At 73.7% G+C, this 21,721-nt stretch carries 28 protein-coding genes; all 28 read left to right on the top strand.

Features of this window, described 5'->3' with window-relative positions; all coding sequences use genetic code 11:
• The first annotated feature begins 351 nt into the window (after positions 1–351).
• The 28 genes from ABT095_RS15235 (at position 352) to ABT095_RS15100 (ending at position 21,709) form a co-directional block, all read left to right on the top strand.
• Positions 352–1,674: an ArdC-like ssDNA-binding domain-containing protein gene (locus ABT095_RS15235; RefSeq protein ID WP_350529861.1), complete on the top strand. Its 1,323-nt coding sequence runs from the start codon at positions 352–354 to the stop codon at positions 1,672–1,674.
• A gap of 111 nt (positions 1,675–1,785) precedes the next feature.
• Positions 1,786–2,352: a hypothetical protein gene (locus ABT095_RS15230; protein WP_350529860.1), complete on the top strand. Its 567-nt coding sequence runs from the start codon at positions 1,786–1,788 to the stop codon at positions 2,350–2,352.
• A 198-nt stretch (positions 2,353–2,550) separates the two neighbouring features.
• Complete coding sequence (locus ABT095_RS15225; protein WP_350529859.1) at positions 2,551–2,904, top strand: hypothetical protein; 354 nt, start codon at positions 2,551–2,553, stop codon at positions 2,902–2,904.
• A 125-nt stretch (positions 2,905–3,029) separates the two neighbouring features.
• Positions 3,030–3,311 (top strand): hypothetical protein, encoded by a 282-nt coding sequence (locus ABT095_RS15220; RefSeq protein ID WP_350529858.1) that lies wholly within the window; start codon positions 3,030–3,032, stop codon positions 3,309–3,311.
• A 134-nt stretch (positions 3,312–3,445) separates the two neighbouring features.
• On the top strand, positions 3,446–3,922 hold the full coding sequence (locus ABT095_RS15215) for a DUF6197 family protein (RefSeq protein WP_350529857.1): 477 nt from the start codon (positions 3,446–3,448) through the stop codon (positions 3,920–3,922).
• A gap of 164 nt (positions 3,923–4,086) precedes the next feature.
• Positions 4,087–4,503: a hypothetical protein gene (locus ABT095_RS15210; RefSeq protein WP_350529856.1), complete on the top strand. Its 417-nt coding sequence runs from the start codon at positions 4,087–4,089 to the stop codon at positions 4,501–4,503.
• An 87-nt stretch (positions 4,504–4,590) separates the two neighbouring features.
• Positions 4,591–4,827, top strand: a complete 237-nt coding sequence (locus ABT095_RS15205) for a hypothetical protein (protein ID WP_350529855.1) — start codon at positions 4,591–4,593, stop codon at positions 4,825–4,827.
• A 116-nt stretch (positions 4,828–4,943) separates the two neighbouring features.
• A complete protein-coding gene (locus ABT095_RS15200) occupies positions 4,944–5,468 on the top strand; it encodes a hypothetical protein (RefSeq protein ID WP_350529854.1) in 525 nt (174 codons plus the stop codon).
• 343 nt (positions 5,469–5,811) lie between these two features.
• Positions 5,812–7,743: a hypothetical protein gene (locus ABT095_RS15195; RefSeq protein WP_350529853.1), complete on the top strand. Its 1,932-nt coding sequence runs from the start codon at positions 5,812–5,814 to the stop codon at positions 7,741–7,743.
• A gap of 60 nt (positions 7,744–7,803) precedes the next feature.
• Positions 7,804–8,424 (top strand): hypothetical protein, encoded by a 621-nt coding sequence (locus ABT095_RS15190; protein ID WP_350529852.1) that lies wholly within the window; start codon positions 7,804–7,806, stop codon positions 8,422–8,424.
• A 234-nt stretch (positions 8,425–8,658) separates the two neighbouring features.
• A complete protein-coding gene (locus ABT095_RS15185) occupies positions 8,659–9,435 on the top strand; it encodes a DUF6197 family protein (RefSeq protein WP_350529851.1) in 777 nt (258 codons plus the stop codon).
• A 67-nt stretch (positions 9,436–9,502) separates the two neighbouring features.
• Entirely contained in the window at positions 9,503–9,877 is a 375-nt protein-coding gene (locus ABT095_RS15180; protein ID WP_350529850.1) for a hypothetical protein, read from the top strand.
• A gap of 268 nt (positions 9,878–10,145) precedes the next feature.
• A complete protein-coding gene (locus ABT095_RS15175) occupies positions 10,146–10,823 on the top strand; it encodes a hypothetical protein (protein WP_350529849.1) in 678 nt (225 codons plus the stop codon).
• A gap of 72 nt (positions 10,824–10,895) precedes the next feature.
• A complete protein-coding gene (locus ABT095_RS15170) occupies positions 10,896–11,375 on the top strand; it encodes a hypothetical protein (protein ID WP_350529848.1) in 480 nt (159 codons plus the stop codon).
• A gap of 275 nt (positions 11,376–11,650) precedes the next feature.
• Positions 11,651–12,394, top strand: a complete 744-nt coding sequence (locus ABT095_RS15165) for a hypothetical protein (RefSeq protein WP_350529847.1) — start codon at positions 11,651–11,653, stop codon at positions 12,392–12,394.
• Between the two features lie 146 nt (positions 12,395–12,540).
• The gene (locus tag ABT095_RS15160; protein ID WP_350529846.1) at positions 12,541–13,413 is read left to right on the top strand and encodes a hypothetical protein; all 873 of its coding nucleotides are present in this window, start codon (positions 12,541–12,543) and stop codon (positions 13,411–13,413) included.
• A 283-nt stretch (positions 13,414–13,696) separates the two neighbouring features.
• Positions 13,697–14,308 (top strand): hypothetical protein, encoded by a 612-nt coding sequence (locus ABT095_RS15155; protein WP_350529845.1) that lies wholly within the window; start codon positions 13,697–13,699, stop codon positions 14,306–14,308.
• 78 nt (positions 14,309–14,386) lie between these two features.
• Positions 14,387–14,713, top strand: a complete 327-nt coding sequence (locus tag ABT095_RS15150; RefSeq protein WP_350529844.1) for a hypothetical protein — start codon at positions 14,387–14,389, stop codon at positions 14,711–14,713.
• A 193-nt stretch (positions 14,714–14,906) separates the two neighbouring features.
• Entirely contained in the window at positions 14,907–15,407 is a 501-nt protein-coding gene (locus ABT095_RS15145; protein WP_350529843.1) for a hypothetical protein, read from the top strand.
• Positions 15,408–15,529: 122 nt separating this feature from the next.
• Positions 15,530–16,048, top strand: a complete 519-nt coding sequence (locus tag ABT095_RS15140) for a hypothetical protein (protein ID WP_350529842.1) — start codon at positions 15,530–15,532, stop codon at positions 16,046–16,048.
• Between the two features lie 228 nt (positions 16,049–16,276).
• Positions 16,277–16,777: a hypothetical protein gene (locus ABT095_RS15135; protein WP_350529841.1), complete on the top strand. Its 501-nt coding sequence runs from the start codon at positions 16,277–16,279 to the stop codon at positions 16,775–16,777.
• 149 nt (positions 16,778–16,926) lie between these two features.
• On the top strand, positions 16,927–18,039 hold the full coding sequence (locus tag ABT095_RS15130; RefSeq protein WP_350529840.1) for a hypothetical protein: 1,113 nt from the start codon (positions 16,927–16,929) through the stop codon (positions 18,037–18,039).
• A 69-nt stretch (positions 18,040–18,108) separates the two neighbouring features.
• Positions 18,109–18,402, top strand: a complete 294-nt coding sequence (locus ABT095_RS15125) for a hypothetical protein (RefSeq protein WP_350529839.1) — start codon at positions 18,109–18,111, stop codon at positions 18,400–18,402.
• 69 nt (positions 18,403–18,471) lie between these two features.
• Positions 18,472–19,215 (top strand): hypothetical protein, encoded by a 744-nt coding sequence (locus tag ABT095_RS15120; protein WP_350529838.1) that lies wholly within the window; start codon positions 18,472–18,474, stop codon positions 19,213–19,215.
• Positions 19,216–19,449: 234 nt separating this feature from the next.
• Positions 19,450–19,914 carry a hypothetical protein gene (locus ABT095_RS15115; protein ID WP_350529837.1) on the top strand — a complete coding sequence of 155 codons (465 nt, stop codon included), beginning with the start codon at positions 19,450–19,452 and terminating at the stop codon, positions 19,912–19,914.
• An 82-nt stretch (positions 19,915–19,996) separates the two neighbouring features.
• The gene (locus tag ABT095_RS15110; RefSeq protein WP_350529836.1) at positions 19,997–20,620 is read left to right on the top strand and encodes a hypothetical protein; all 624 of its coding nucleotides are present in this window, start codon (positions 19,997–19,999) and stop codon (positions 20,618–20,620) included.
• A gap of 327 nt (positions 20,621–20,947) precedes the next feature.
• Entirely contained in the window at positions 20,948–21,313 is a 366-nt protein-coding gene (locus tag ABT095_RS15105; protein WP_350529835.1) for a hypothetical protein, read from the top strand.
• A gap of 156 nt (positions 21,314–21,469) precedes the next feature.
• Complete coding sequence (locus ABT095_RS15100) at positions 21,470–21,709, top strand: hypothetical protein (protein WP_350529834.1); 240 nt, start codon at positions 21,470–21,472, stop codon at positions 21,707–21,709.
• Positions 21,710–21,721: the final 12 nt, after the last annotated feature.

Raw genomic sequence — 21,721 nt, 5'->3', positions numbered from 1 at the left:
GCCACCCCCCCCCCCCCCGCGTCCGGGGGGGGGCCCACCCCCGGGAACGCCCGCACCGGCCACCACGGGCGGCCGGGCCGCCCGTGGCCGGCAGAGAACTGCGGGTAGCCGGCCACACCCCGGGCGCGGCGCCCGCAGCGGCGGGCAGACCCACCAGCCAGCAGGAGCGCGGTTCGACCGACCCCGTCCGCACGCTCGGCGAGCTGCAGCGCACGGTGCACTTCCCTGGCGTCGGAGCCGAGGAGGATTCCGCACTGGCGGATAGTGCTTAAGACTGCTATAGTTGTTCATGTCGGAAGGGGGTGGCACCCCGGCCGGCTCAACCCGAACCACCCGAACGAAGGCGGAGAAGTGACCACGACGAAGACCCGGGCGAAGTCCACCACCAAGCGCCGCCCGAAGGTGTCGGAGGCGGAGAAGACGCGCCGCACCGAGACGCGAGAGGCCGCCGTCGCGGAGCTCGGCGACAAGCTCACCGAGGCGGTCGTCTCGCTCGCCACCAGCGAGGGGTGGACTGCCACCATCCGGGCCATGGCGACCCTGGACCTGCGCCGCTACAGCTTCCGCAACTGGCTGCTGATCCTCCAGCAGTGCCCGCACGCCACCGCCGTTGCCAGCTACAACGAGTGGCAGCGCCAGGGCCGCCAGGTCCGGCGGGGCGAGAAGAGCCTGACGATCTTCGCCGGGATGACCATCAAGAAGCGGGACGAGGACGGGAAGCCGGTCACCGACGAGAACGGGGAGCCCGAGACCATCACGCGGTTCCGGACCACGGCCGTGTTCGACATCAGCCAGACCGACCCGATCGAGGGAGCGACCGCCGCGCCGCTGGTCAGCATCAGCGCGAAGGTCACCGGGGCCGTGCCGGACGGCCTCTGGGCGGCACTGGCGATGCACGCAGAGCGGCGCGGGTACACCGTCGGCCGCGCGGTCACCGCCCCCGCCGACGGCCTGACCAACCCGGCCACCCGGGAAATCCTGGTCAGCGACACCGACCCGGAGGCGCACGCCACGGTCACGCTGGCCCACGAGGTCGGACACGTCGAGTGCGGGCACGTCGAGGACATGGCCGAGTACGCGAAGCACCGGGGCCGGATGGAGACCGAGGCCGAAGCCGTCGCCGCCATCGTGTGCGCGTGGTTCGGGCTGGACTCCGGCGTCAGCTCCGCCCCGTACATCGCGGGTTGGGCGGGCAAGACCCCGGAGGAGATCGAGGCCACCATGACGGCCGTCCTGAAGACCGTCACGACGGCCGTGCGCGCCATCCTGGACAGCATCGACCCCCCGGCCGCCGAGGACGACGCCGACGACCAGGAGCAGCAGGCCGAGCCCGAGCAGGCCGCCGAGCAGACCGAGGCCACCGCCGTGCCGCCGGTGCTGGCCGCGCGGACCGTAGCCCGGCTGCGCCCCGTCGGCCCGGTCGAGGAGTTCACCCGGGCCGTCAGCTTCGACGGACACCAGGGCATCGGCGGAACGGTCCGCTTCCACTCGACCTACGCCAGCGCCGCCTACGTCGTCACCGACCACACGGGCACCCCCGTCCCCGTCGGCGACGTCCACGAGGACCAGGCCGTCGAGTTGCTCGCCCAGCACCACGGCTTGCCCCTGCCCGTGGTCGTCGTCCGGGAGAAGCCGCACCAGACCGCCGACGTCCGCCCCGTGCTGGCAGCCTGACGCCCCACCCGGGGGCGGTGCGCGGCACCGCCCCGGGCCCCACCCTCAGCCCGCCCGACCTCCGGCCGGCCCGACCCGGCCCGCCGACCACCCACCGAGGAGACCGCCGCCATGGCGCAGCAGCAGGCCCCCGCACCGCTCACCACCTACACCGGCCCCAGCGACCCCTACGGCGATCCGAAGAGCATGTTCCCGGGCCGGTACGTCGTGGACGCCCGCATCCGCGACGTGCACGCCGCCGAGCTCTTCCCACTCGGCCCCGAGGGCCCGGTCGTCCCCGCCGTGCGGCTGATCGTGGAGTGCTCCCGGACCGGGCACGTCGCCCGTACGACCGTGGAAGGTCCGGCGCAACGGTGGGCCATCCACCCGGACTTCCACGGCTTCACCGCGGACGCCCGGGCCATCACGGCGGCGCTGCAGGCCGCCGGCGTTCCGGCCGAGGTGACCAGCACCGGCCACAACCTCTACGCGGCGTCGGTGCGGCTGACGACACCCGACGGGCCGCGCTGGCTGGTGGTGGGGCTGGACGGCGACGCACTGGTCTGGCAGCTGGACGACGAGGAGGGTTCCGAGGACTACGGGGTATGGGGCACCGCCGATCCGGCGGACGCTCCGGAGCAGGTCCTCCGGTGGCTGGAGGAGCGGAACGCGGAGACCGTGCCGCCCCGTGCGCGGTAGGCCGGCTCGGTGCCGGTCGGCCCCGCTGGCGGTCGCTGTCGGGGTCCGTCGGCGCCGCGCCGGTGGGCGCCGAGGTCCGGTGAAGCGGGCAGCGCACGACTTCCGATGATGGCTATATCTGCTACTATTGTTCATGTCGGAACGGGGTGGCACCCGGCTCCGGCTCAACCCGTACTCCGGCACCACGAAGGGCACTCCATGCCGACCGCTCCCCTCCTGCACTGCAACGGCGACCACGCGATGCCCCCGGGCCACGAGAACCCGGGCCCGTGGACGCGCTCCGCCGCGCTGTGCGGGCGCTTTGTCACCGACTCGCCGACCGGCCCCGTCGTGTTCGACGGCGGGTTCGCCGCCCGCACCGGACGCGGCCAGTGGGGCGTGCTGCGTACCTACGGGCCGCGCCACCCCAAGGGCAACCCGGCCGCCCGCAGGCTGCGCCGCGCCGCGCGCACCCTGCCGTCGATCAGGCTGTGCCGCAAGTGCCGCAAGGCCGTGCGCGCGATGACCCACCCGAGGTGGACCCCGCCGAACGGGATCACGTACCTGGGCTGATCGGCGGCCGGACGCGAAGAAGTGGTGCCACCCCCCAAAACAGTGCCTAGCTATGCTATAGTTGTTCATGTCGGAGGGGGTGGCACCCCGACCGGCTCGACCCGAACCACCGAGAGGAACCCGAGATGAACGAGCAGCAGCCCGCCGGCGACCGCGTCCCGTACTTCGCGCTCGAGCCGGGCGACCGGTTCCGCATCCCGGCCGTCAACGGCGCGAGCGTGATCGAGTGGCGGCCCGAGGTCTACACCTTCAAGCGCATGCTGCTGGCCTCCGACGTCGTCACCGTCTGGCACGTCGAGCCGGGCCACTGGGGCAAGCACGAGCTGGACGTCCACGGCACGACCCGGATCGCGCACGGCGTGCTGCGCGTCGGCCGGGCCACGGACGACAGCGCGGCCGAGGACTGACCGGCCAGTCCGGCGGCGGGCACTTCCCGCCCGCCGCCGGGCCGGACCCCGCTCGCATCACCCCGCCGGCCACCGGGCGCGACGCGGCCCCGCCCACCCCTTCCACTCCCTGCAGCACGAAACGAGGTACACCCGTGTCCGTTCGCATCACGCGCCGACTCCCCGGCCACCCGAAGCCCCGCCAGCCCTTCCAGTACGACCAGGAGAGCGACGTTCTCCCGGTGACCGCGCATTGGCTGCTGCTGTGGGCCGCCGGGCACGTCGAGCAGGTCGGACTGTTCCAGGGCGACGACCGGTTCGCCGGCACCGGGCGCACGGTGACGCTGCAGGCATCGACGCTGGGCGCCTTCGACGTCGCGGGCGGAGACGGGCGCGGAAGCAGTCAGCGGGCCTACGACTGGCCGGCCGTCCAGGCCGCCAACGCGCTGGCCCTGGCGCTGCTGTCAGACCACCTGAACGGCGGCCCGGTGGAGTTCCCGGAGGGCGCCGACAAGGAGGAGCAGCGCTACGCCCGCCGCCGGTTGGTGCACGTGTGGGGCTGCGCCCCGGGGCGGACGGCCGCCGAGGCCGCCGCGATGTTCCGGGCCGCCGCGGACCCGTTCGGCGGGTAGGCCCCGCCGGCGCGGCCGATCGCCCGTTCCAGATCGCGCCGGGCCGGCGGATTCAAGGGTGGACCACACCCCCGAAAGGTGGCTCAATATGCTATAGTTGTTCATGTCGGCAGGGAGTGGCACCCCGACCGACCCAACCCGAACACCCCGAGCAAGGAGCAGCAGTGGTCGAGCAGAACACCCTCCCCACCTCCAGCGTCCCGGCCGCCTTCGCCGACGGCCACCTCTACAGCCCGACCGCCGATCTCGTCGAGACCGGAATCGACTTCCGACCGGGCGACCAGTTCGAGCCGATGCCGCCGAAGCCGTCCGGCGGGATGGCCGAGAAGGCCGCGTGGTGGCGCTCGGTCGCCAACCTCAGCGCGCCGGACTTCCTCGGCCTGACGGTCGGGAGCGCGATCACGGTTCACAGTGGCAAGGAGGTGAGCCCCGGGGTGGTGATCATGACCTTCCGCGCCAGCGCCCGGGTGCAGGTGGCGCTGACCGACGACCCCGACGACGTCCAGATGCAGGTGACCGTGACCCGGCGGAGCCCCTCCGGCCACTGGTACGGGCCGTACTGCGACACCCCGGAGAGCTGACGCCCCCGTGCTGCGCCCGCCGCCGAGCGGGCGCAGCACGGCCCCACCCTTCCCTGCCCTTCCCTGCCGCCAGTCGAGAGGACTTCCGTGGAGATCAGCCCGGCCGCCCAGGCCCTGTACATGTCGATGCACGAGACCGGTGCGCTGGTGACGCCGTACGAGGTGGCCGAGCTGCGCGCCGACGCGGTGGGCCGGCTGGGCTTCAACGGGCTGCGGGTCGAGTGCATGAAGCGCGCGCTGTTCTGCGCCGCCGCCGAGCCGGACCACCACGGCGAGCGGATGCGGTGGGCGGTCGCCGCGGCCGGCTTCGTCGACCCGCCGTAGCGGAAAGGGATCATCCCCGCTTGCCAATGGTGACTAGCTGCGCTACTATTGTTCATGTCGGAAGGGGTTGGCGCCCCGACCGACCCAACCCGAACCGCACCACAGGAAGGCACACGATGCGCACGATCACCGTCCACCCGGAAGCCGCCGCCGCCCTCGCCCCGCTCGCGTTCGGGGAGTTCACCGCGACCGCCTGGGAGGACGGCGGGTACCTGGCCGGCTGGGAGTACACCGTGCCCGGCTGCGCCTGCCTGGTGACCCTCTGGCCGGAGAACATGCTCAACGGGCCCGACGCCCCGGCCCAGTTCACCCCGGTCGGCCCGTGGTCGTACGCCGGCCGGTTCGACGTCGCCACCGCGGAAGGGCGCCGCAACCCCGGCGACTGGACCAACCCCGCCAACCGGGACGGCCACCGGACCCCGCACCACGCGCTGTCCGAGGGCCTGGACGAGCACCGCGCGGTGTGCTTCGAGTTCCGCCAGGCCATCACCCGGTGCCTGGGGTGCGGCGACGCGAAGCAGGAGCACGGCCCCGGCGGGAGCATCTTCGCCTGCGAGGACTTCCGCCCCGGCCGGGAGCCCGGCCGCCGCGACTGGGAGATCCGGCGCGAAGAGCGCGGCCTCTGGATTCCCCGCGACTGAACCACCCCGCCGGGGGCGGCGGCCGGCACCGCCGCCCGGCCCGCAGCGCACCGCACCGCACCGCACCGCACCGCACCGGACAGTCCCCCGCCCACTCGAGCGAGAAGGGGACCAGCCGCGCCGCTGCCAGCACGCCGGCCGCCGCCACGGGTGCGGGCACGGCCTGGACGACCCGGCGCTCCGCGAGGACCTCCGTGGAGATCAGCCCAGCCGCCCGGCCCTGGACATGTCGACGCGGATCACCCCGCTTGCCAATAGTGGCTAGATGCGCTACTATTGTTCATGTCGGAAGGGGTTGGCGCCCCGACCGGCCCAACCCGAACATCCCGAGCAAGGAGCAGCAGTGGTCGAGCAGAGCAACTCCCCCACCTCCGGCGGCCCGGCCGTGCACCGGTTCGACAGCACCGCCGAGGCGTACGACGCCACCCAGTGCGACGAGGAGATCCGCGACGGGGACGTGCTGGTCATCGAGTCGGAGGGCGTCGTCGGCTTCCTGGTGGAGGCGTGGCCCGTGGCGGTCACCGCCGTCCGTGGCGAGCTGCACGGCTTCGAGGGCCCGGTCGAGGACTTCGAGGACGGCGCGTACATCGCCAGCCACCGCGCGGCCAGCGTGCTCGCCGCCGAGCTCGGTTTCGAGGCCGCTGCACCAGTCGCCGTACCGGAGGCCGAGGCCGCCGTGGAGGAGCCCGCCGCCCCCGCCGCGGAGGGGCGCGCCGTCGTCGAGTTCTGCAGCGCCGTCCTCTCCCCCGGCTACAAGGAGCACCGCCTCACCGTCCGCCCCGTCGGCGCCGGCGATCCCCTCCTGTACGTCCCCATGCCGTACCACCCGTACCCGGACGTCGACGGCATCCTGGCCGCGTTCGGGTGGCGCACCGTCGAGTCGTTCCGGTACGTCGCCAGCGCCAACCGGGACCGGGCCGTGGCCGTCCCGGCCGAGCCGGCCGACACCCCGGAGGCCGCGGCGCTGCGCGACGCCTTCGCCCGCTTCACCGGCGCGCAGGAGACGGCACGCAGTTTCGGCAACAACCCGCACATGCTGCCCGCCCTCACCGATGGCGAGGAGCACCCCATCGGCTGGACCTTCCGCATCGGATTCGGGGAGGGCGCCACCTTCGGCGCGATCACCGCCGACGGCCGTCTCCTCACCAGCGCCGACGGCGCCCACCACCCGACCCGGGCTATCGCCGAGGCCGCGATCGGCTCCCAGCACGCGAGCCCGACCGGCACGGAGCAGGAGCCGGCCCACTGCGTCCACGGCCGCGCCGTCACCGTCGGCACCACCGGCGACCCGGTCGCCGAGTGCTCCACCGCCACCAACGGCCCGGAGTGGGGAGCCTTCGCCACGGCCGACGCGGAAACCGCCTGGTACGTCACGGGGTGCGCGGTCGACGTCGCCAACCGGGCCGCCGAGGAGAACGCCGAGATGGACGACGCCGACCCGGAGGACCCGTACAACACGTGGGGCCGGATCTGCACGGAGCACCCGGAGTACCCGGCGGCCACCTGCTCGGAGTGCAACGCCGAGGAAGAGCCCGCCCAGGAGGAGGCGGACGAGGAGGAGCCGGTGCTCGGCCGCTACGTCGTGGCCGTCGGCTCGAACCCCGACCAGTGGCCGACGTTCAACAGCCTGGAGCGCGCCGTCGCCCACGCAGCCAGCTACCACCTGACCGCCGCCGCCGTCCGGGACCGCGACGCCCAGGCCGACATCGCCGGTGCCCGCATCCGGTGCTCCGACGGCCGGGTGCGCATCGCGACCCGGCGGGAGACGGCCCACGGCGCGGAGTGGATTCACACCGACGACCGCAGCGCGTGGAAGGCCGACAAGTCCGAGCTGATCGACACGTCCCGGATCGCAGAGATGCGGGCCGCCGCGGACGCCGCCGCCTACCGGATCACCTCCAACCCGGACCCGACCGACCCGCAGTGGCGGGCCGCCCTGGACGAGTTGGGCGAGGCCCTGCGCTACCTCTCCGACGCGGACCCGCTCTACGCCGCAGCCGTCGCCGAAGTGGAGCGCGTGACCTTCACCGGCACCCTCGCCCGCGTCGCCCCCGGGGACATCGTCCACGTCGAGGGCATCCGCGCGACCGTCATCGAGACGGGCACCGCCGAGGGGGACGCCGTCCGCGGCGACCGGCCCCGGTGGTGGGCCGAGATCATCGGCGTCGACGAGGAGGACCGGGCCCGCACCTTCCGCCGACCGTTCGGGATCGGCCGGTTCGACGACGTCGCCGCGGCCGAGCCGGTCACCATCGAGCGCCCGCTCGCCCCCTGACACCGTCCCGCCCCGGGCCGCCGCTCACCGCGGCGGCCCCTCGCCCCCAGGAGCGCACCCATGAGCAGCAACACCTTCGAGGTCGGCCAGCGCGTGAAGACCACCGTCGACCTGGACGCCGCCGAGTGGGACCCGAAGCAGCCCGCGATCCCGGCCGGCTCCCTCGGCACGGTCGACGGCGTCCGGCACTCCCAGGCCGACCCGCAGCAGGTCGCCGGGTACTCCGTCCGGCTGGACGATTCGGTCCACCCGCTCTCCTCCGCCATGGAGCCCGGCGACGTCGAGGCCGCCGAGGAGGACGTCCCGATCGCCGACTTGGAGGAGCTGACCGTCCGGGTCACCGCGCTCGGCCAGCACTCCACCGCCCACGGCTTCCAGCCGTTCACCGCGCCCGGCGACGTCCGCCCCACCGGCTGGACGTTCCGTGTCAACCACGGTGCCGCCGCCCGGTACACCTTCGTCACGCGGCGTGGCCGGCCGGAGTTCGGCACCGCCCGCTCCGAGTACCGGTGGCAGGCGGAGAACGCCCTCACCGCGCTGTACCGGGCGGGCGACCTGGTCCCGCTCGGCGAGGCCGGCGCCGCCGCCTTCAAGGCACTACGGCAGGGCGCCCCCGAAGCCGTGGTCTCTGTCCTCACCCAGCTCCGGGGGATGAACGCCGGGGAGGAGGCCACCGACTGACCCCGGCCCCGCCGCACCGGAACGCCCCGCGCCCGCACCGGGCCGGGGCGTTCCGCGTTCCAGGGGCAGGCTGCCGCCGAGGCGTTCCGGGCCGCCGCCGGCCCCACGACGAGTGCGAATCGCCCTGCCCGGTCGGCACACCCACACTTCCAAATAGTGCCTAATACTGCTATTATTGTTCATGTCGGAAGGGGATGGCGCCCCGACCGCCCGACCCGAGCAAGGAGCAGACCGATGTCCAGCAGCACCCCGGTTCCGCAGGTTCGGCCCGAGACCACCGCCGACCCGAACGGCATCGCGCACCACACCGTCGGCGCGTGCCAGGCGACCTGGCGCACTGTCAGCACGGCGGGCGGCACCAGTACCGCCGCCCAGTTCGGTTACCCGGCGTGCGGCGCGCCCGGCCGGATCGACCGGTTCGTGCAGGTCTCCCAGAGCACGGTGTACCGCCCCGTGCGAGCCTGCCCCGACCACGCCCGCCAGGACGCCCGCACCCCCGCCCCGGAACCCGCCGCGCCGGACACGGGCGCCGCAGAGCGCGCCACCACGCCGAGGCTCCGGCCCGGCCACCCGGCCCCGGGGCGAGCCTTCCGCTACAACCAGAACAGCACGATCCTCCCGGCGACCGCGCAGTGGCTGCTGCTGTGGGCCGCCGCGCACGTCGAGAAGGTGGGGCTGTTCCAGGGCGACGGCCTGTTCGCCACCGGCGGGCGCACGGTGACGCTGAAGGCGTCGATGCTGGGCGTGCTCAACGTCGCGGCCGGTGACGGGCGGCGGAGCAGCAGCCGGGAGTACGACGCGCCCGCGATCCGTGCCGCCCGCACGCTGGCCCTGGTGTTGCTGTCGGACCACCTGAACGGGAGCCCGATGGAGTCCCCGGAGGGCGCCGACGAGGAGGAGCAGCGTCGCCTGCGCCACCGGCTGGTGCACGTGTGGGGCCGCACCCCGGGCCGCACGGCCGCCGAGGCCGCCGAGGCGTTCCGCGCCGCCGCCGATGCCGCCCCGCAGTGAGTTCGAGCCTGCCTGCCCGACCGATCCGCACCCGCACCCGCACCCGCACCAGACCAAGGACATGCCGATGTCGTACGACTACGAGGCCCGCGGCACGATCACCGTCTCCCCGCCGGTGCCGACCGCCGCCCTCTGGGACCTGTTCCACCCCGACCGCCGGAGGCCGTTCGCCATCGCCCCGGCAGCCGGCGAGTGGCAGCTCACACCCTCCGCCGACGCCACCACCGACAAACAGGGGCGGCCGAGCCACATCGCCGCCCTGGTCGTCGACGCCGACGCGACCAGCTACGAGATCACCGCGCGACTGCGGGAGTTCGAAGGGTGGGTGGGCCCCGACCACGAGCTGGACGGCCACTTGGACGTGATCGGCGAGAGTCTCGAACGGGGGCGCATCTACCCCTGGGACGACGACTACGACTCGTTCCCCTGCTGGGAGTTCTGAGCCGCCGGCCGCACCGCAGGCCCGACGCTCGGAGCGCGCTGTGCCTAGCACCCACCGGGCGCAGCCGGCGCCCGCCGGGCCCCGGCTGCGCCGTGCAGCAGGCCAGCGGTTCAGCCGGCGCGCTCGCACCCCGCCGAGGCGCCCGGCGACCGTGGCACCGGCTCCATCCGACTTCCCAATAGTGGCTAACACTGCTATAGTTGTTCATGTCGGAAGGGGGTGGCACCCCGGCTGGCTCGACCCGAACACCCCGAGCAAGGAGCGGACCATGCACGCACGCACCGCAGCGGAGATCGACCGCGACGTCTGGCGCCTCTACCACCTCGCCTACGCAGCCAACCGCCTGGCCCCGAAGGTCCTGGCCAACCCCGGCCACCGGGGCAGCGTGCGCGACGCCCAGGTCCGGGCGCGCGCCGCCGATGCCCTGGCCAAGCGGCTGCTTGCCCGCCCCGGGGTCGCCGAGCACGACGAGACGCCGTACGCCCGCGGCCTGCTGCGCGCGGCGGTCGACAAGCTGACCGGCCCCCGAGGCGACCTGTCCGCCCTGGCCGAGGCGGCCGGGCGCGCAGCCCGGCACCGCCCCGTCGCGGCCACCGGCGAGCTGCTGCACCTGGCCGACTGGGCCCGCGAACTGGCCGCCCCGAAGGACGGCCGCCCCGCCAACCCGGAGGAGCTGCAGCGCCGCCTGGCCGAGCTGCGCGCCCGGGCGGTGGCGTTCGGGCTGACCACCGAGGAGGCGGCCGGGACGGTGTCCGTCGCCCGCGAGACCGTCACCGGGCCGACGCACTTCCGAGTGCTGTTCGCGAACGCCATCTCCCGCCGGGGGCGGGTGGCGGTGTGCTTTGCCACCGCGGCGCTCGCCGATGCCGCCATGGCGGACTACTACCCGTTCAACAACACCGATGCGTACCGGCTCACCTGCGAGTGCCGCTGCTTCGCGGCCTGACACCCCCTCCGGGCCGCCCCGCAGCGGGCGGGGCGGCCCCTTCACCCACCCCGAGCACGAAGGAGTACCGGCATGCCGCTTCCCGGCGCCGTCACCACCGAGGACCACACCTACTACGTCATGCCGAAGGCCGGCGGCGGCTTCGAGATCCGCCTTCCCGCCCGGGGCGAAGCCCTGGTCACCCGGGCGCGCGGCAAGCGCCTCGCCTCCAGGGGGGCGCTGTGGCGCGCCACAGCGCCCAAGTGGTGCCCCACCGACGAGGGTTGGTGGCACAGCCTGTACGTCACCCTCGGCACCGACCCCCGGGAGTACTTCGCCGGACAGGCATGGCGCGGCACGGTCGTGGAGACGATCTCCGGCCGGGCCTACGACGACAACTACGGGTTCTGGCTGCGGCAGGACCTGTTCCCGGTCGCCGAGATCACTTCGTGCCGCTGCCGCTACGCCGGCAACCGCTGCCACGGGTGCGGACACGACCTGGACGACCCGACGGTCCGCGCGGCCCGGGACGCGCTGGAGCGCTCCCTGCACGGGCCCGACTCGACGGGCTGACCGGCCTCCCGGCTCCGGGGCGCGCCGACGGGTGCGCCCCCGGAGCCGGCTGGGCCTCAGCGGGCCACGGGCCACGCTGTTCGGTACCGCCGCCGAGCCGGCGCACGACGGCGAGCGGGTGCGGCGGGCGGTCACCCCGGCCGACCTGCAGTGCAGCAGCGGAAGGGAATCACTCCCACTTGTCGACAGTGGCTATATGCGCTACTATTGTTCATGTCGGAAGAGGGTGGCACCCCGACCGGCTCAACCCGAACACCCCCGAGCAGGGAGTCCGCATGACCAGCAGCACCTCCACCCCGAAGACCCCGGCGCAGCGGGGCGCGGCCGTCCGGCACAACGGCACGACGATGATGCGCCTGCGGGACCTGCGCCCCGGGGACGTCAAGCTAGCCGCAGGCTGGGAGGAGTCCGTCATCCTGACCGTCGAGCACCGGGGCCGGGGCGAATACACCTGGACGTCCCGCGTGGTGCGGCCCAGCGATGAGGCCCTGCGCCACTATCCGGCACTGCACTGGGAGTTCCCGTTCACCCACCGCACCCACGGCTCCACACTCATCACCGCACTCGCCGACCGCCACGTCGACCCTGCCAGCCTGCCGCCGAGCCCCTACCCGGACGAGCGCAGCATCCCCACGCAGTTCCACGTCGGGGACGTGGTCCGCCACGGCCAGGTCGTGTGGACGCGGGAGCGGGGCGGATGGTTCAACCACGTGCGCACCCGGTCCACCGAGCCGACCGGCGACGCCACCATCCAGCGGCTGTTCCGCGAACCGGCCTTCCTGCGCAACGGCATCCCCGAGTACACCCCCGCCGCCCTGGTGACGCAGCCGTACGTGCTGACCGCCGACAGCCCCGACGTGATCCACCTATCCAAGAACACCACGCACCTGTGCGCGTGGTCCGGCCGGGTCGACGGGGTCTGGCGGGACCGCCACCCGGCCACCGCGTTCCGACTCAACCCCGAAGGCATCCACGTGCCGGTCTGCGACGGGCACGCACCGCTGCTCACCGCCGACTAGCCCGACAGCCGGGCGGTCGAACCGGCCGCCCGGCCCCACCCAGTCGAGGCAGAGACAGCCGGCCCCGCCCGGGCGGCGGCACCCGAGAACCACGACCAGGCCGAGCGGCGCACCCGCCGCCCGGCCCGACCCAGGAGGCACCACCCATGTCAGTTGATATCCAGGCAGTCGGAGGCATCTCCGTCCAGCCCGCCGTCCCGTTGAGCGCGTTCACCGGGTCGCTGATCGGCGAATCGGAGCACTTCCGGCTGCTCACCCTCCCCGGGCCCGGCGAGGAGCGGCAGGTCGTCGCCGGCGCCCAGGCGACCGAGCGGGCCGTCGGCGCGCCCGCGTTCGTCGAGGAGCTCGCGGAGTTCTTCGAGATCTGCCGGCACGCCCGAGCGGGGGTGGCGTTCCACTCCTCCCTGGTGGCCGCCGCCCTGGACGGCGCCGACCCGGTTCGCGTCGCCGTCACCCGCACCGGCTTCACGTGGGAGCCGGACGAGCGGACCGTCGCCAAGGCCGCGGTCGGGGTACCCGACGGGGACGACCCCGGGCAGCCGTACATCCCGATGCCGATCCCGGCCCGGCTCGCGGACCAGGCCGGCCCCGACGGGCGCACGCCGCTGTGGTGCACCGTCCACGCCCCCAGTCCGAAGGGCCGGTGGCAGGTGGTGCTCAACGGCACCATCGTCCAGAACCTGCACGACGCCGCGCTCCGGGCCGCCGCCGAGCACGGCCACTCCCGGGTCATCGTCGACATGACCAAGGAGGTCCTGGCGACCTACCGGCAGCCGGAGCCGGCGGTCACCGCGCTCGAGGCCATCGCCGCGGCGCAGCGCCGGACCGACCGGTGGGTGGCGCTGACCGGGGTGGACGAGCCGAGCGTGGATCACCGCGACGCGCTGTCGGAGGGATTCCGGCTGGCGGAGCGCGCGGCCGAGTACGCCGAGCGGGCGGTGGCCGCCCTGAATCCGCTCCCGGCGGATGTCCGGCGCGCGTGGCAGTCCGCCGACTTCCTGGCCCACCTGCACGGCTGACCATCCGGCGGGTCGGGCCGGCCGTCGTCCGGCACCGGGCGCACCCCCGGTACGGGAGGTGGGATTCCCCGCTTGCCAATAGTGGCTATAACTGCTACTGTTGTTCATGTCGGAAGGGCGCGAGTCCCCGACACCGAAAGCCGGGCGTCCCGCTCCCCTCCGGGCGCCCGCCCGCGGCACCGCCGGGTGCGGCCCTCCCCGCCCCCCGGGAGTCGGCCCCCGGCGGTGCCGCGGAACCCACCACGCCGGCGCACCGCGCCGCCACCACGACTGAGGAGCCCCCGTGCAGGACACCGCCACCACCGCCCCGAAGGTCCCGGCCAAGGTCCACGCCGTCGTCGCCTACGCCCGCCAGCACGGCTGGAGCGCCGAGGCCACGTGGTCCCCCGCCGACGAGACCAACACCGGCGACGGATGGGTGGTCACGCTCGGCGCGGACACGGCGCGCGGGCGGGGCGAGTTCCGGCTCGTGTGGCGCTACCGGGGCACGACCCTGAAGTACGAGCGGCACTTCACCACCGGCAACGCCCCGGGCCTGTGGCGCGACGCGCCGACCCTGGTCTACGTGCACTGGGCGGTGCGCAACAACCCCGTCCCGCTCCCGGGCACCGACCCGGTGTGGCGCTGGCTCGAGGCGGACGCCCTGCCGCCCACCACGGACGAGCTCACCGAGGGCATGCTGGCCCAGGCCCGGCGCGACGCCGAGAAGTCGCACCTGCCGCAGACCGTGTTCGCCTCCCAGTGGATCGGGCGCCAGTTCCTGGGCGCGGACTGTCTGCTCACCAACACGGCGATGCCCCGTGAGGACTACCGGCCCGAGGACGCCCACCCCGACGCCGCGCCCCTGATGACCGTCCTGCCCTCGCGCTACTTCACCTTCGTGCCCGTGGGATGACCGGGCCCGCCGGGGCAGCCACCATGGGCAGCCCCGACAACCCTCCCCCGACCACCCTTCCAGCAGAGGAGTCCACCCATGCCCGCCACCGGCCGCCCGTTCGCCGTCAGCAGCACCGTCCACGTGGTCCCCGCGTTCGACCCGGCCGGGCGCGCCTTCACCGTCACGGTCTCGGTCGAGGGACGGGAAGCCCGTGCCCTGGACGGGGCGCCGTGGACCCTGGGCCGCCCGGACGACGCCGTGGACGAAGTGGACGGGTTCCTGCTCGACGCAGGGTTCGGCGGCCTCACCAGCAGGCAGATGCAGCTGCTGGAGCGCGAGCTGATCATCCTTCGGGGCGGGCGCGAGGCCGCCGAGCTCACCCAGGCCGAGGCCCAGCAGCCCGGCCGCCTTCACCTGTTCTGAGCTCCGCGCCGGGGCGGAGGTCGGCGCTGCGACGGCCCGCCCCGGCACCCGGGCGCCGTCCGGCGCCCTTGCGGCACGACGAGGAGGCCCCCGACTCGACACAGGTGGATATAGGCGCTATTATTTTCCATGTCGGACGGAGAAGGCGCCCCGGCCGACCCAGCCCGAACCACCCCAGCAAGGGAGCAGCAGCATGACGACGCCCCGCACCGCCACGGTCGACGGCCGGCTCGCAGTCACCGTCCCGGCCCGTATCCTCACGCCCACGCTCGACGTGCACGTCGACGGCGCATGGCGGCACCTGTACTCCGCCAGCACTTCCACGCACTACCTCACGACCCAGGTCATCTGGACCGGACCCGGACCCTACACCGAGCGGCTGCGCCGCACCGAGGCCCACCACCGTTACGTCGTCGCCGTGCCCGACATCTCCGGCCTGCCGCCCGAGACGCCCGAACTGGCCGCCCTCGACCGCTTCCTGTCGAACCCGCGAGTGTGGCACGGCGGGCCGGGGCTCAGCTGGGCGGAGCGCGACGTCGCGGCGCGGTGGCTGGCCGCCGAGCTGCCGGCCGACGAGCAGGAGGCCATGCTGCGGCACTACAAGGGCATGCCCACGACCGATCTCGCCGCGAACTACCACAGCCACCGGCGGTGGACTGCGGCACGGAGAGGCATCGTGGCGCTGGCCGAGTAGCCCGGCCCGATCCGGGGTTCAACGGCTCGACAAATGATGCTTATCAACGCTACTATTGTTCATGTCGGGCCGGGGGTGGCACTCCGGCCCGGCTCAACCCGAACACCCAGCAAGGAGCAGACGTGACCGAGGCGAAGTTCTTCCAGGCGGGCGCCACCTACATCCAGACCTTCCCGGACAGCCGACTGGTCCGGTTCTTCCAGTGCACCGGCACGGCCGTCCACCCTGCGGACGGCGAGCCCCGGGCGTTCGGATTCGAGGGCGCAGCGGTGCCGGGCCAGGACTGGCGCTCCGGCTGCGAGACCGTCGCCCTCCGCCCCCGCCACTGGGACGGGCACTGGATCGCCGTCGACGGCATGCCCGCGCTGGGGCCGATCGCGGCAGCACCCGGCGGCGACGTCGTGGCTCTACACCCGGCGGCCGATGTGATCCCCGACGGCTCCCTGGTCACGTACCACGGCAGTGTCCGGAACTGGCACGGCGTCTACCGCGCGTACGCCTGCAAGGTCGAGGGCTGCTGCGCCGACTACACCGGGCCCGATGTTCGCTACCGGCTCCACAGCCTTGCCACGAACAAGCCGCTGCGGGGCTGCGCGCGCCGGACGTCCATCACCAGGGGCCGCCCGAACCGCCCGTGGTGACCAGGGCTTCGGGTCGGGGCCCCGCCGCACCCCGACCCGAAGCCCGGCGCGCCGGCCCCGAACGGGATCAACTGCGGGGCCGGCCCGGCGCCCAGCAGTCGCCCCGGATCGGCCGGATGCGGATGGAGCCGACTCGACACCAGTGGTTCTATCTGCTACTATTGTTCATGTCGGAAGGGGGTGGCACTCCGGACGGCTCAACCCGAACATCCCGAGCAAGGAGCAGGCGTGACCGAGACAGAGTTCTTCCAGGCGGGCGTCACCTACGTCCAGACGTGGCTGCACAGCGAGCTGGTGAAGGTCTTCCAGTGCCGGGAGATCGTGAATCACCCACTCTCCGGAGAGCCTCGCGCGTTCGGCATGGTGGGCACCGTGGATCCCGGCCAGCACTGGCACGCGAACTGCGACTACGTCGTCTTCATGCCCCGGCACTGGGACGGACGATGGGTTCCCCTCAGCCCTTCTGCGCAGTCGGCGGCGGTGGCACCGGGTGCGGACGCCCCCCATGGGCAGCCCGGCGCGGAGGAGATCCCCGACGGCGCGCTCGTGACCTACCACGGCACCATCGTCGCCTGGTACGGGCACTACCGCGCGACCCGCTGCCAGGTCGAGGACTGTGGCGACGAGCACGAGGTACCCACCTACCGGCTTCACAGCCTCACCACGGGCGAGCCGCTGAGGATCTGCGTGAGCCGGGAGTGGATCATCCCGGGCGTGATCGCCCTCTGACCGGACCCGCCGTGCCGGGGGCCTCCCGGCACGGCGGTCGCCGCCCGCACCACCCGGCCCGACTCCCGACCACCCAACACCCCAGTCACCGCCCGAGCCCGGCAGCCCCGCGCCGCCGGGCGGGCACCACCCTGAAGGAGACCGAACCGATGAACACCCTGACCACCGACGCCGACACCACCGCAGTCGACGTGCTGCCGGACCCCCGCCAGATGCAGGACGAGGAGCTGGCCGCCGAGCTGGCCGAGCTGCACAGCCGACTGCGCGGCTCCCTGCCCCGGGCCGAGCGGGCCGAGCTGGGCAACCGCAACCGCGCCCTGACCGAGGAGTCCAACCACCGGGCCCAGGAGCTCAAGAAGGCCACCAGGGCGCAGCAGGACGAGCGGGAGCGGCAGGCCCGCCAGGAGCGGACGGTGCTGGGCCGGCTGAACGAGAACGGCCGCTACCCGGTGGAGGCGGACGGCCGCCTGCGGGGGTACGTGTTCAAGCAGGGCCGGTCTTGGTACCTGCACCTGGAGGGCGAGAAGAAGGAGCAGGAGGGCGGGGAGCGCCGGAGGCTGGACGCGGTGGACCGCCTGGTGCGCATCGTCGACTTCCGCGAGGAGCAGGAGCGTGCGCGGGAGCTGTTGCGGGCGGTCCCGGGGGGCTGGCGGCTGGACGAGGGGGAGCCGGTCCTGTCGGTGGGTGAGGTGGTCCGCTACGAGTACGAGGGGCGCGGCGGGTGGAGCGAGCCGCGGCGGGTCGTGGCCCGCGTCGAGGAGCCGCCGCCCTACGGGGTCCGGTTCCGGCTGGAGCCGCTGGACGGCCGTGGGCCCGGGTGGTCCCTGTCGGGCGCCCGTCTGCCCCGGGTGGTGCGGCCCGAAGAGGAGACCGCCGCCGCGTTCCCGCCGGTGCCGTTCTCCCACCGCGACCCCGGCGAGCACGAGGCGCGGCGGCTGCTCGGCGGTGAGGTGGGCGACGAGCTGTCCGGCCTGTCCGGGGAGTTCGAGGCCCGGGAGCGGGCGCTGCGGGCGCTGAAGATCCTGGCCACGGTGCAGGAGGGGCGCAGCTCGGACCCGGCCGCCGCCATGTTGGCCGTGGCGATCGAGGCCGAGGCGATCGAGGAGGCGGTGCGGCAGGCGGCCGGCCCTAACTGGGTGTACCGCGCGCGTTCGGCGCGGGCCGCGCGGCTGGCCTCGGAGTGGGCGGCGCTGCTGTTCGAGCAGGGCGGCGGGCGGCTCACCGCCCCGGCCGAAACGGGTCTTCCACAGCTTCACAAATAGTGGCTAGCCATGCTATAATTGTTCATGTCGGGGCGGGATGGCCCGCCCCGCCGAACGGAGGGTGAAACCGTGGATCTTGAGACCGCGATCGAGCAGGCCGCGCACTGGCAGGCGCGGGCGGACGACCACTACGAGCGGGCCGCCGCCCTGAACAAGGACCCGCGGACGGTCGCCCAGGCCGCCACCGAGATGGAGCTCGCCAAGTACGCCTACCAGCGCTACCAGCACTTCGCCGCCCGGGCGACGAGCCAGCCCGGCCCCACCCCGGTGGCCGCCGCACCGGTGGCGTCCGCGACCGGCCCCCGGCCGGAGAGCAGGGTCCGGGGCGTGATCGCGCTCCGGACCCCGGCCACCGGCCGCTGACGCACGCACCTCCCGCCGGGCGGCGGTGGCACGCCGCCCGGCTCAACCCGGACCCGAAGGACGTTCTCCGTGACCATCACCGACACCACATCCCCCGCCCCGTACCGGACCGACACCGCCGCGATGGCGCGGCGCCTGGTCGCCGCCGCCCTGGCCGGCCACGGCCTGACCGAGACCGCGCTCAACAGCCAGTGCCCCGAGCAGGGGCGGCGGCGCGGCTTCCTGGTCACCGGCGACGCGGCGGCGGTCACCGTCACCATGCACCCGCTGCCGATGACCGCACGGGAGTGCCACTCCGTGGCGCGCGCCCTGCTCTGGCACCCGTGGGCAGTCTCCTTCGCGGCCGACCGGCGGTCGGTCACCGTCCGGCCGGGCCTGTACGACTGGCGCGGCCCGCTGGACAGTCCGCTGCTCGGCGAGCCCGTCCCGGCCGGGGCCGCCGACGCCGACCACGCCGTCGGGTACGAGCGCGCCACCCTGTCCAAGCGCGGGCAGACCGAGCCGGTCACCTACTCCGCCGCCCGCACCCGGCACGAGATCGCCGCCTTGGTGGAGAAGGAGGGCGGGCGGGTCGAGAAGTGGCCGAACGGCCTGCTCCTGGTCACCTCCCGGGGCGAGGAGTGGCGCGACCGCTGGACCTACTACTGGCCCGCAGGCTGGTACAACGCCGTCCCGCTGTGCCGTACCTGCGAGCACGCCCCGGCCGAGCACCGGCCGTACAAGCCGTTCACCGCCCCGGGAGCCTGCTCCGAGTACGTACGCGGCCAGGAGCCCGAGGTCGAGCACCCCCGCTGGACCCGCCGCACCCGCTGACCACCCCGGGCCCGCGCGCCGCCGCGCGGGCCCGGACCGCCACCACAGGACCGAAGGAGAAGACGATGTTCCGAAGAAGCCGTGCCGACCGCTCCACCGCGGCGCGCAGTCCCGCCCGTACGGGCCCGGCCGCCGGCCCGGCCTGCCCCCGCTAGGCCCGGTCTGCGGGATGCCGGTCCCCGTCACCACGGTGGAGCCGACCGCCGGCCCCGCGCCCGCTCGAGGAGTACGAACATGATGTTTCCCGACGAACTCCGTGACGCAGCGCACCGTGGCGCCGCGTTCCACCCGCACCTGCCCGGCGAGCCCGGCAGCTTGCCCGCCATCGAGGTCGGTCAGGTCATGGTGTTCGCCTACCTGGACGAGGAGGGCGGCCACCTGCGGATCTCAGTGCACGAGGACGAGGCGGACCCGGCCCTGCTGGGTCCGGACGGCCGGGTGCCGATCCACGTCACCGTAGAGGGGAAGTCGGTGTACTGCTCCACCGCGGCCGACGACGGCCGGGAGTGGCGCACCGCCGACCGCGACGCCCTGGTCGACCACGACGAGCAGCCCAGCCGGGCCGCGGCCGACAGCACCGCCCGCACCCGCGGCACCCTGCTGGTGTTCCGCGAGGAGGGGTCGGAGGAGTGGTTCGTCGAAGCCGACTACCGGCCCTCCGGTCCCTCCCAGGAAGGTGTTCAACACACCCCCGAATAGTGGCTACATCTGCTATAGTTGTTCATGTCGGCACGGGGTGGCACCCGAGCCGCCCCAACCCGAACCCGAGATCGGAGCCGACATGGCGCAGCGCACCACCGCCGTCCCCGCCCACGACTTCCTGGAGCTGGTCCTCTTCGCGCCGCCCGCCCGCGTCTGGCTGCCGGGCGGCGGGCGGGCCGAGTTCCTGGTGGAGGCCGACTGCTGGCCCGGATGGGGCGGGACCATCCGCCCGGCGGGCACCGCGCAGCGGCGCGAGGACGGGGAGCCCCTGGAGCTGCGCGGATCGTTCCGGATGGACCAGGTGCAGTGCTCCGCCCCCGCCGACGGCGTGGCGCCGCTGCGCCGGGCCGTGGAGCGGATCGGCGCGCGGGCCGGGTTCGACGTCGAGGAGTTCGCCGTCCGGTCCCAGGTGACCGAGGGGGAGCCGGGACAGGAGCGGCACTGCCTGGTGGCAGTCATCCGCGCGGTGCGCCACCTCCAGGACCCGGCCGACGCCCCCTTGACCGACGTGGTCCACCGGGGCGGAGCCCGGAACAACCACGGCGTCGTGCTGGAGTACCGGCGCTTCGCGTCCGGCGACTGGTCCGCACTGGTGCGGTGGGACGACGGCACGGACAGCGTGAACGCCATCGGGCTGCTGACGGTGACCGGGCAGACCCGGATGCCGCTGTCGCTGGAGCCGGGCCGCGCCGTACCGAGGTAGCACCACCGGGCCGGACGAGGGCATACGAGCGGCGGCCGTCCACCCAGGGGTGGGCCCGCCGACCGCCGTCCGAAGACGGCACCCGAGCAGGCAGCTTGGCATGCCACGACCGCCGATCGCTACAACCCGAACCCCCCAGCACCGCCGGCGGGAGCAGAGCTCAACCGCGGCCCGAGAAGTCCAGGCGGCCAGCATAGCGGACCCAAGCACCACAGCACCCACCACGGCGCTCCCGGCAACGACGGCCGGCCCGGGCGCCGACGCCGCCACCGAGTCTCCGGCCCGCCACTTCGAGCGGGCCGGCCACCGAACGAGAAGGAGCCACCCATGGGCCAGATCAGCCTTGCCGAGTTCAAGCGCCGTGCCGCGACCTGCACCACCTTCGAGGTCGTCAACCACGTGCACCCCCACCGCACCGGCCCGCACACCGTCGTGGAGATCAACCAGAAGCGCATCCGGTCCCAGCGCGAGGGCGACACCGCGAAGACCTGGACGGATTGGCCGAAGGCCGGCCTGTGCCGGATCGAGGGGAGCAGCATCACCTTCCTCGGCGACGTGGACGGCCGCGACATGTTCGCCCTCACCTTCCCCTTCCCGGTCGAGGAGAGCCCCGTCCGCCGACCGCCGACCGCCGACGCCGGTCAGCGCCGTGGTGGCGTCCAGGTCCCCGTCTCATCCGGGCGCTGCGGGTGAGGTACAGCGCTCCGCCCGCACCCCTTACGATCTCGCCCATGAGCACCAGGAGCTGGACGTGTCCCAGGTGGGCCGTCGAGCCCCGGAGCATCGGCCGCACCTGCCTCGGAATCTGATCCCCCGCCACCACATCCCGACCACCAAGGAGTCGCCTTCATGCCCGGCACCAACAACACCGCAGATGAGTTCACCCACTGGGTCATGATGGTCATCGAGGGACAGAACAGCGACGGCACGCGGCAGACCGCCAACCGCTGCTTCACCTTCAACCCCGAGCCGGGCAGCACCATGAGCAACGTGTTCACTGATCTCTTGGCCAAGCTCAAGGCCGACAACCCGTCCATCAGCAAGCCCCTGGTCACCTACTTCGACGTGCGGCCCAACAAGATCCTCTAGCCCGCACCGCAG

The organism is Kitasatospora sp. NPDC002227 (assembly GCF_040296285.1).
Taxonomy (GTDB): domain Bacteria; phylum Actinomycetota; class Actinomycetes; order Streptomycetales; family Streptomycetaceae; genus Kitasatospora.
The sequence above is the reverse complement of the archived record's forward strand: the minus strand, read 5'-3'. Positions and strand labels throughout refer to the sequence as shown.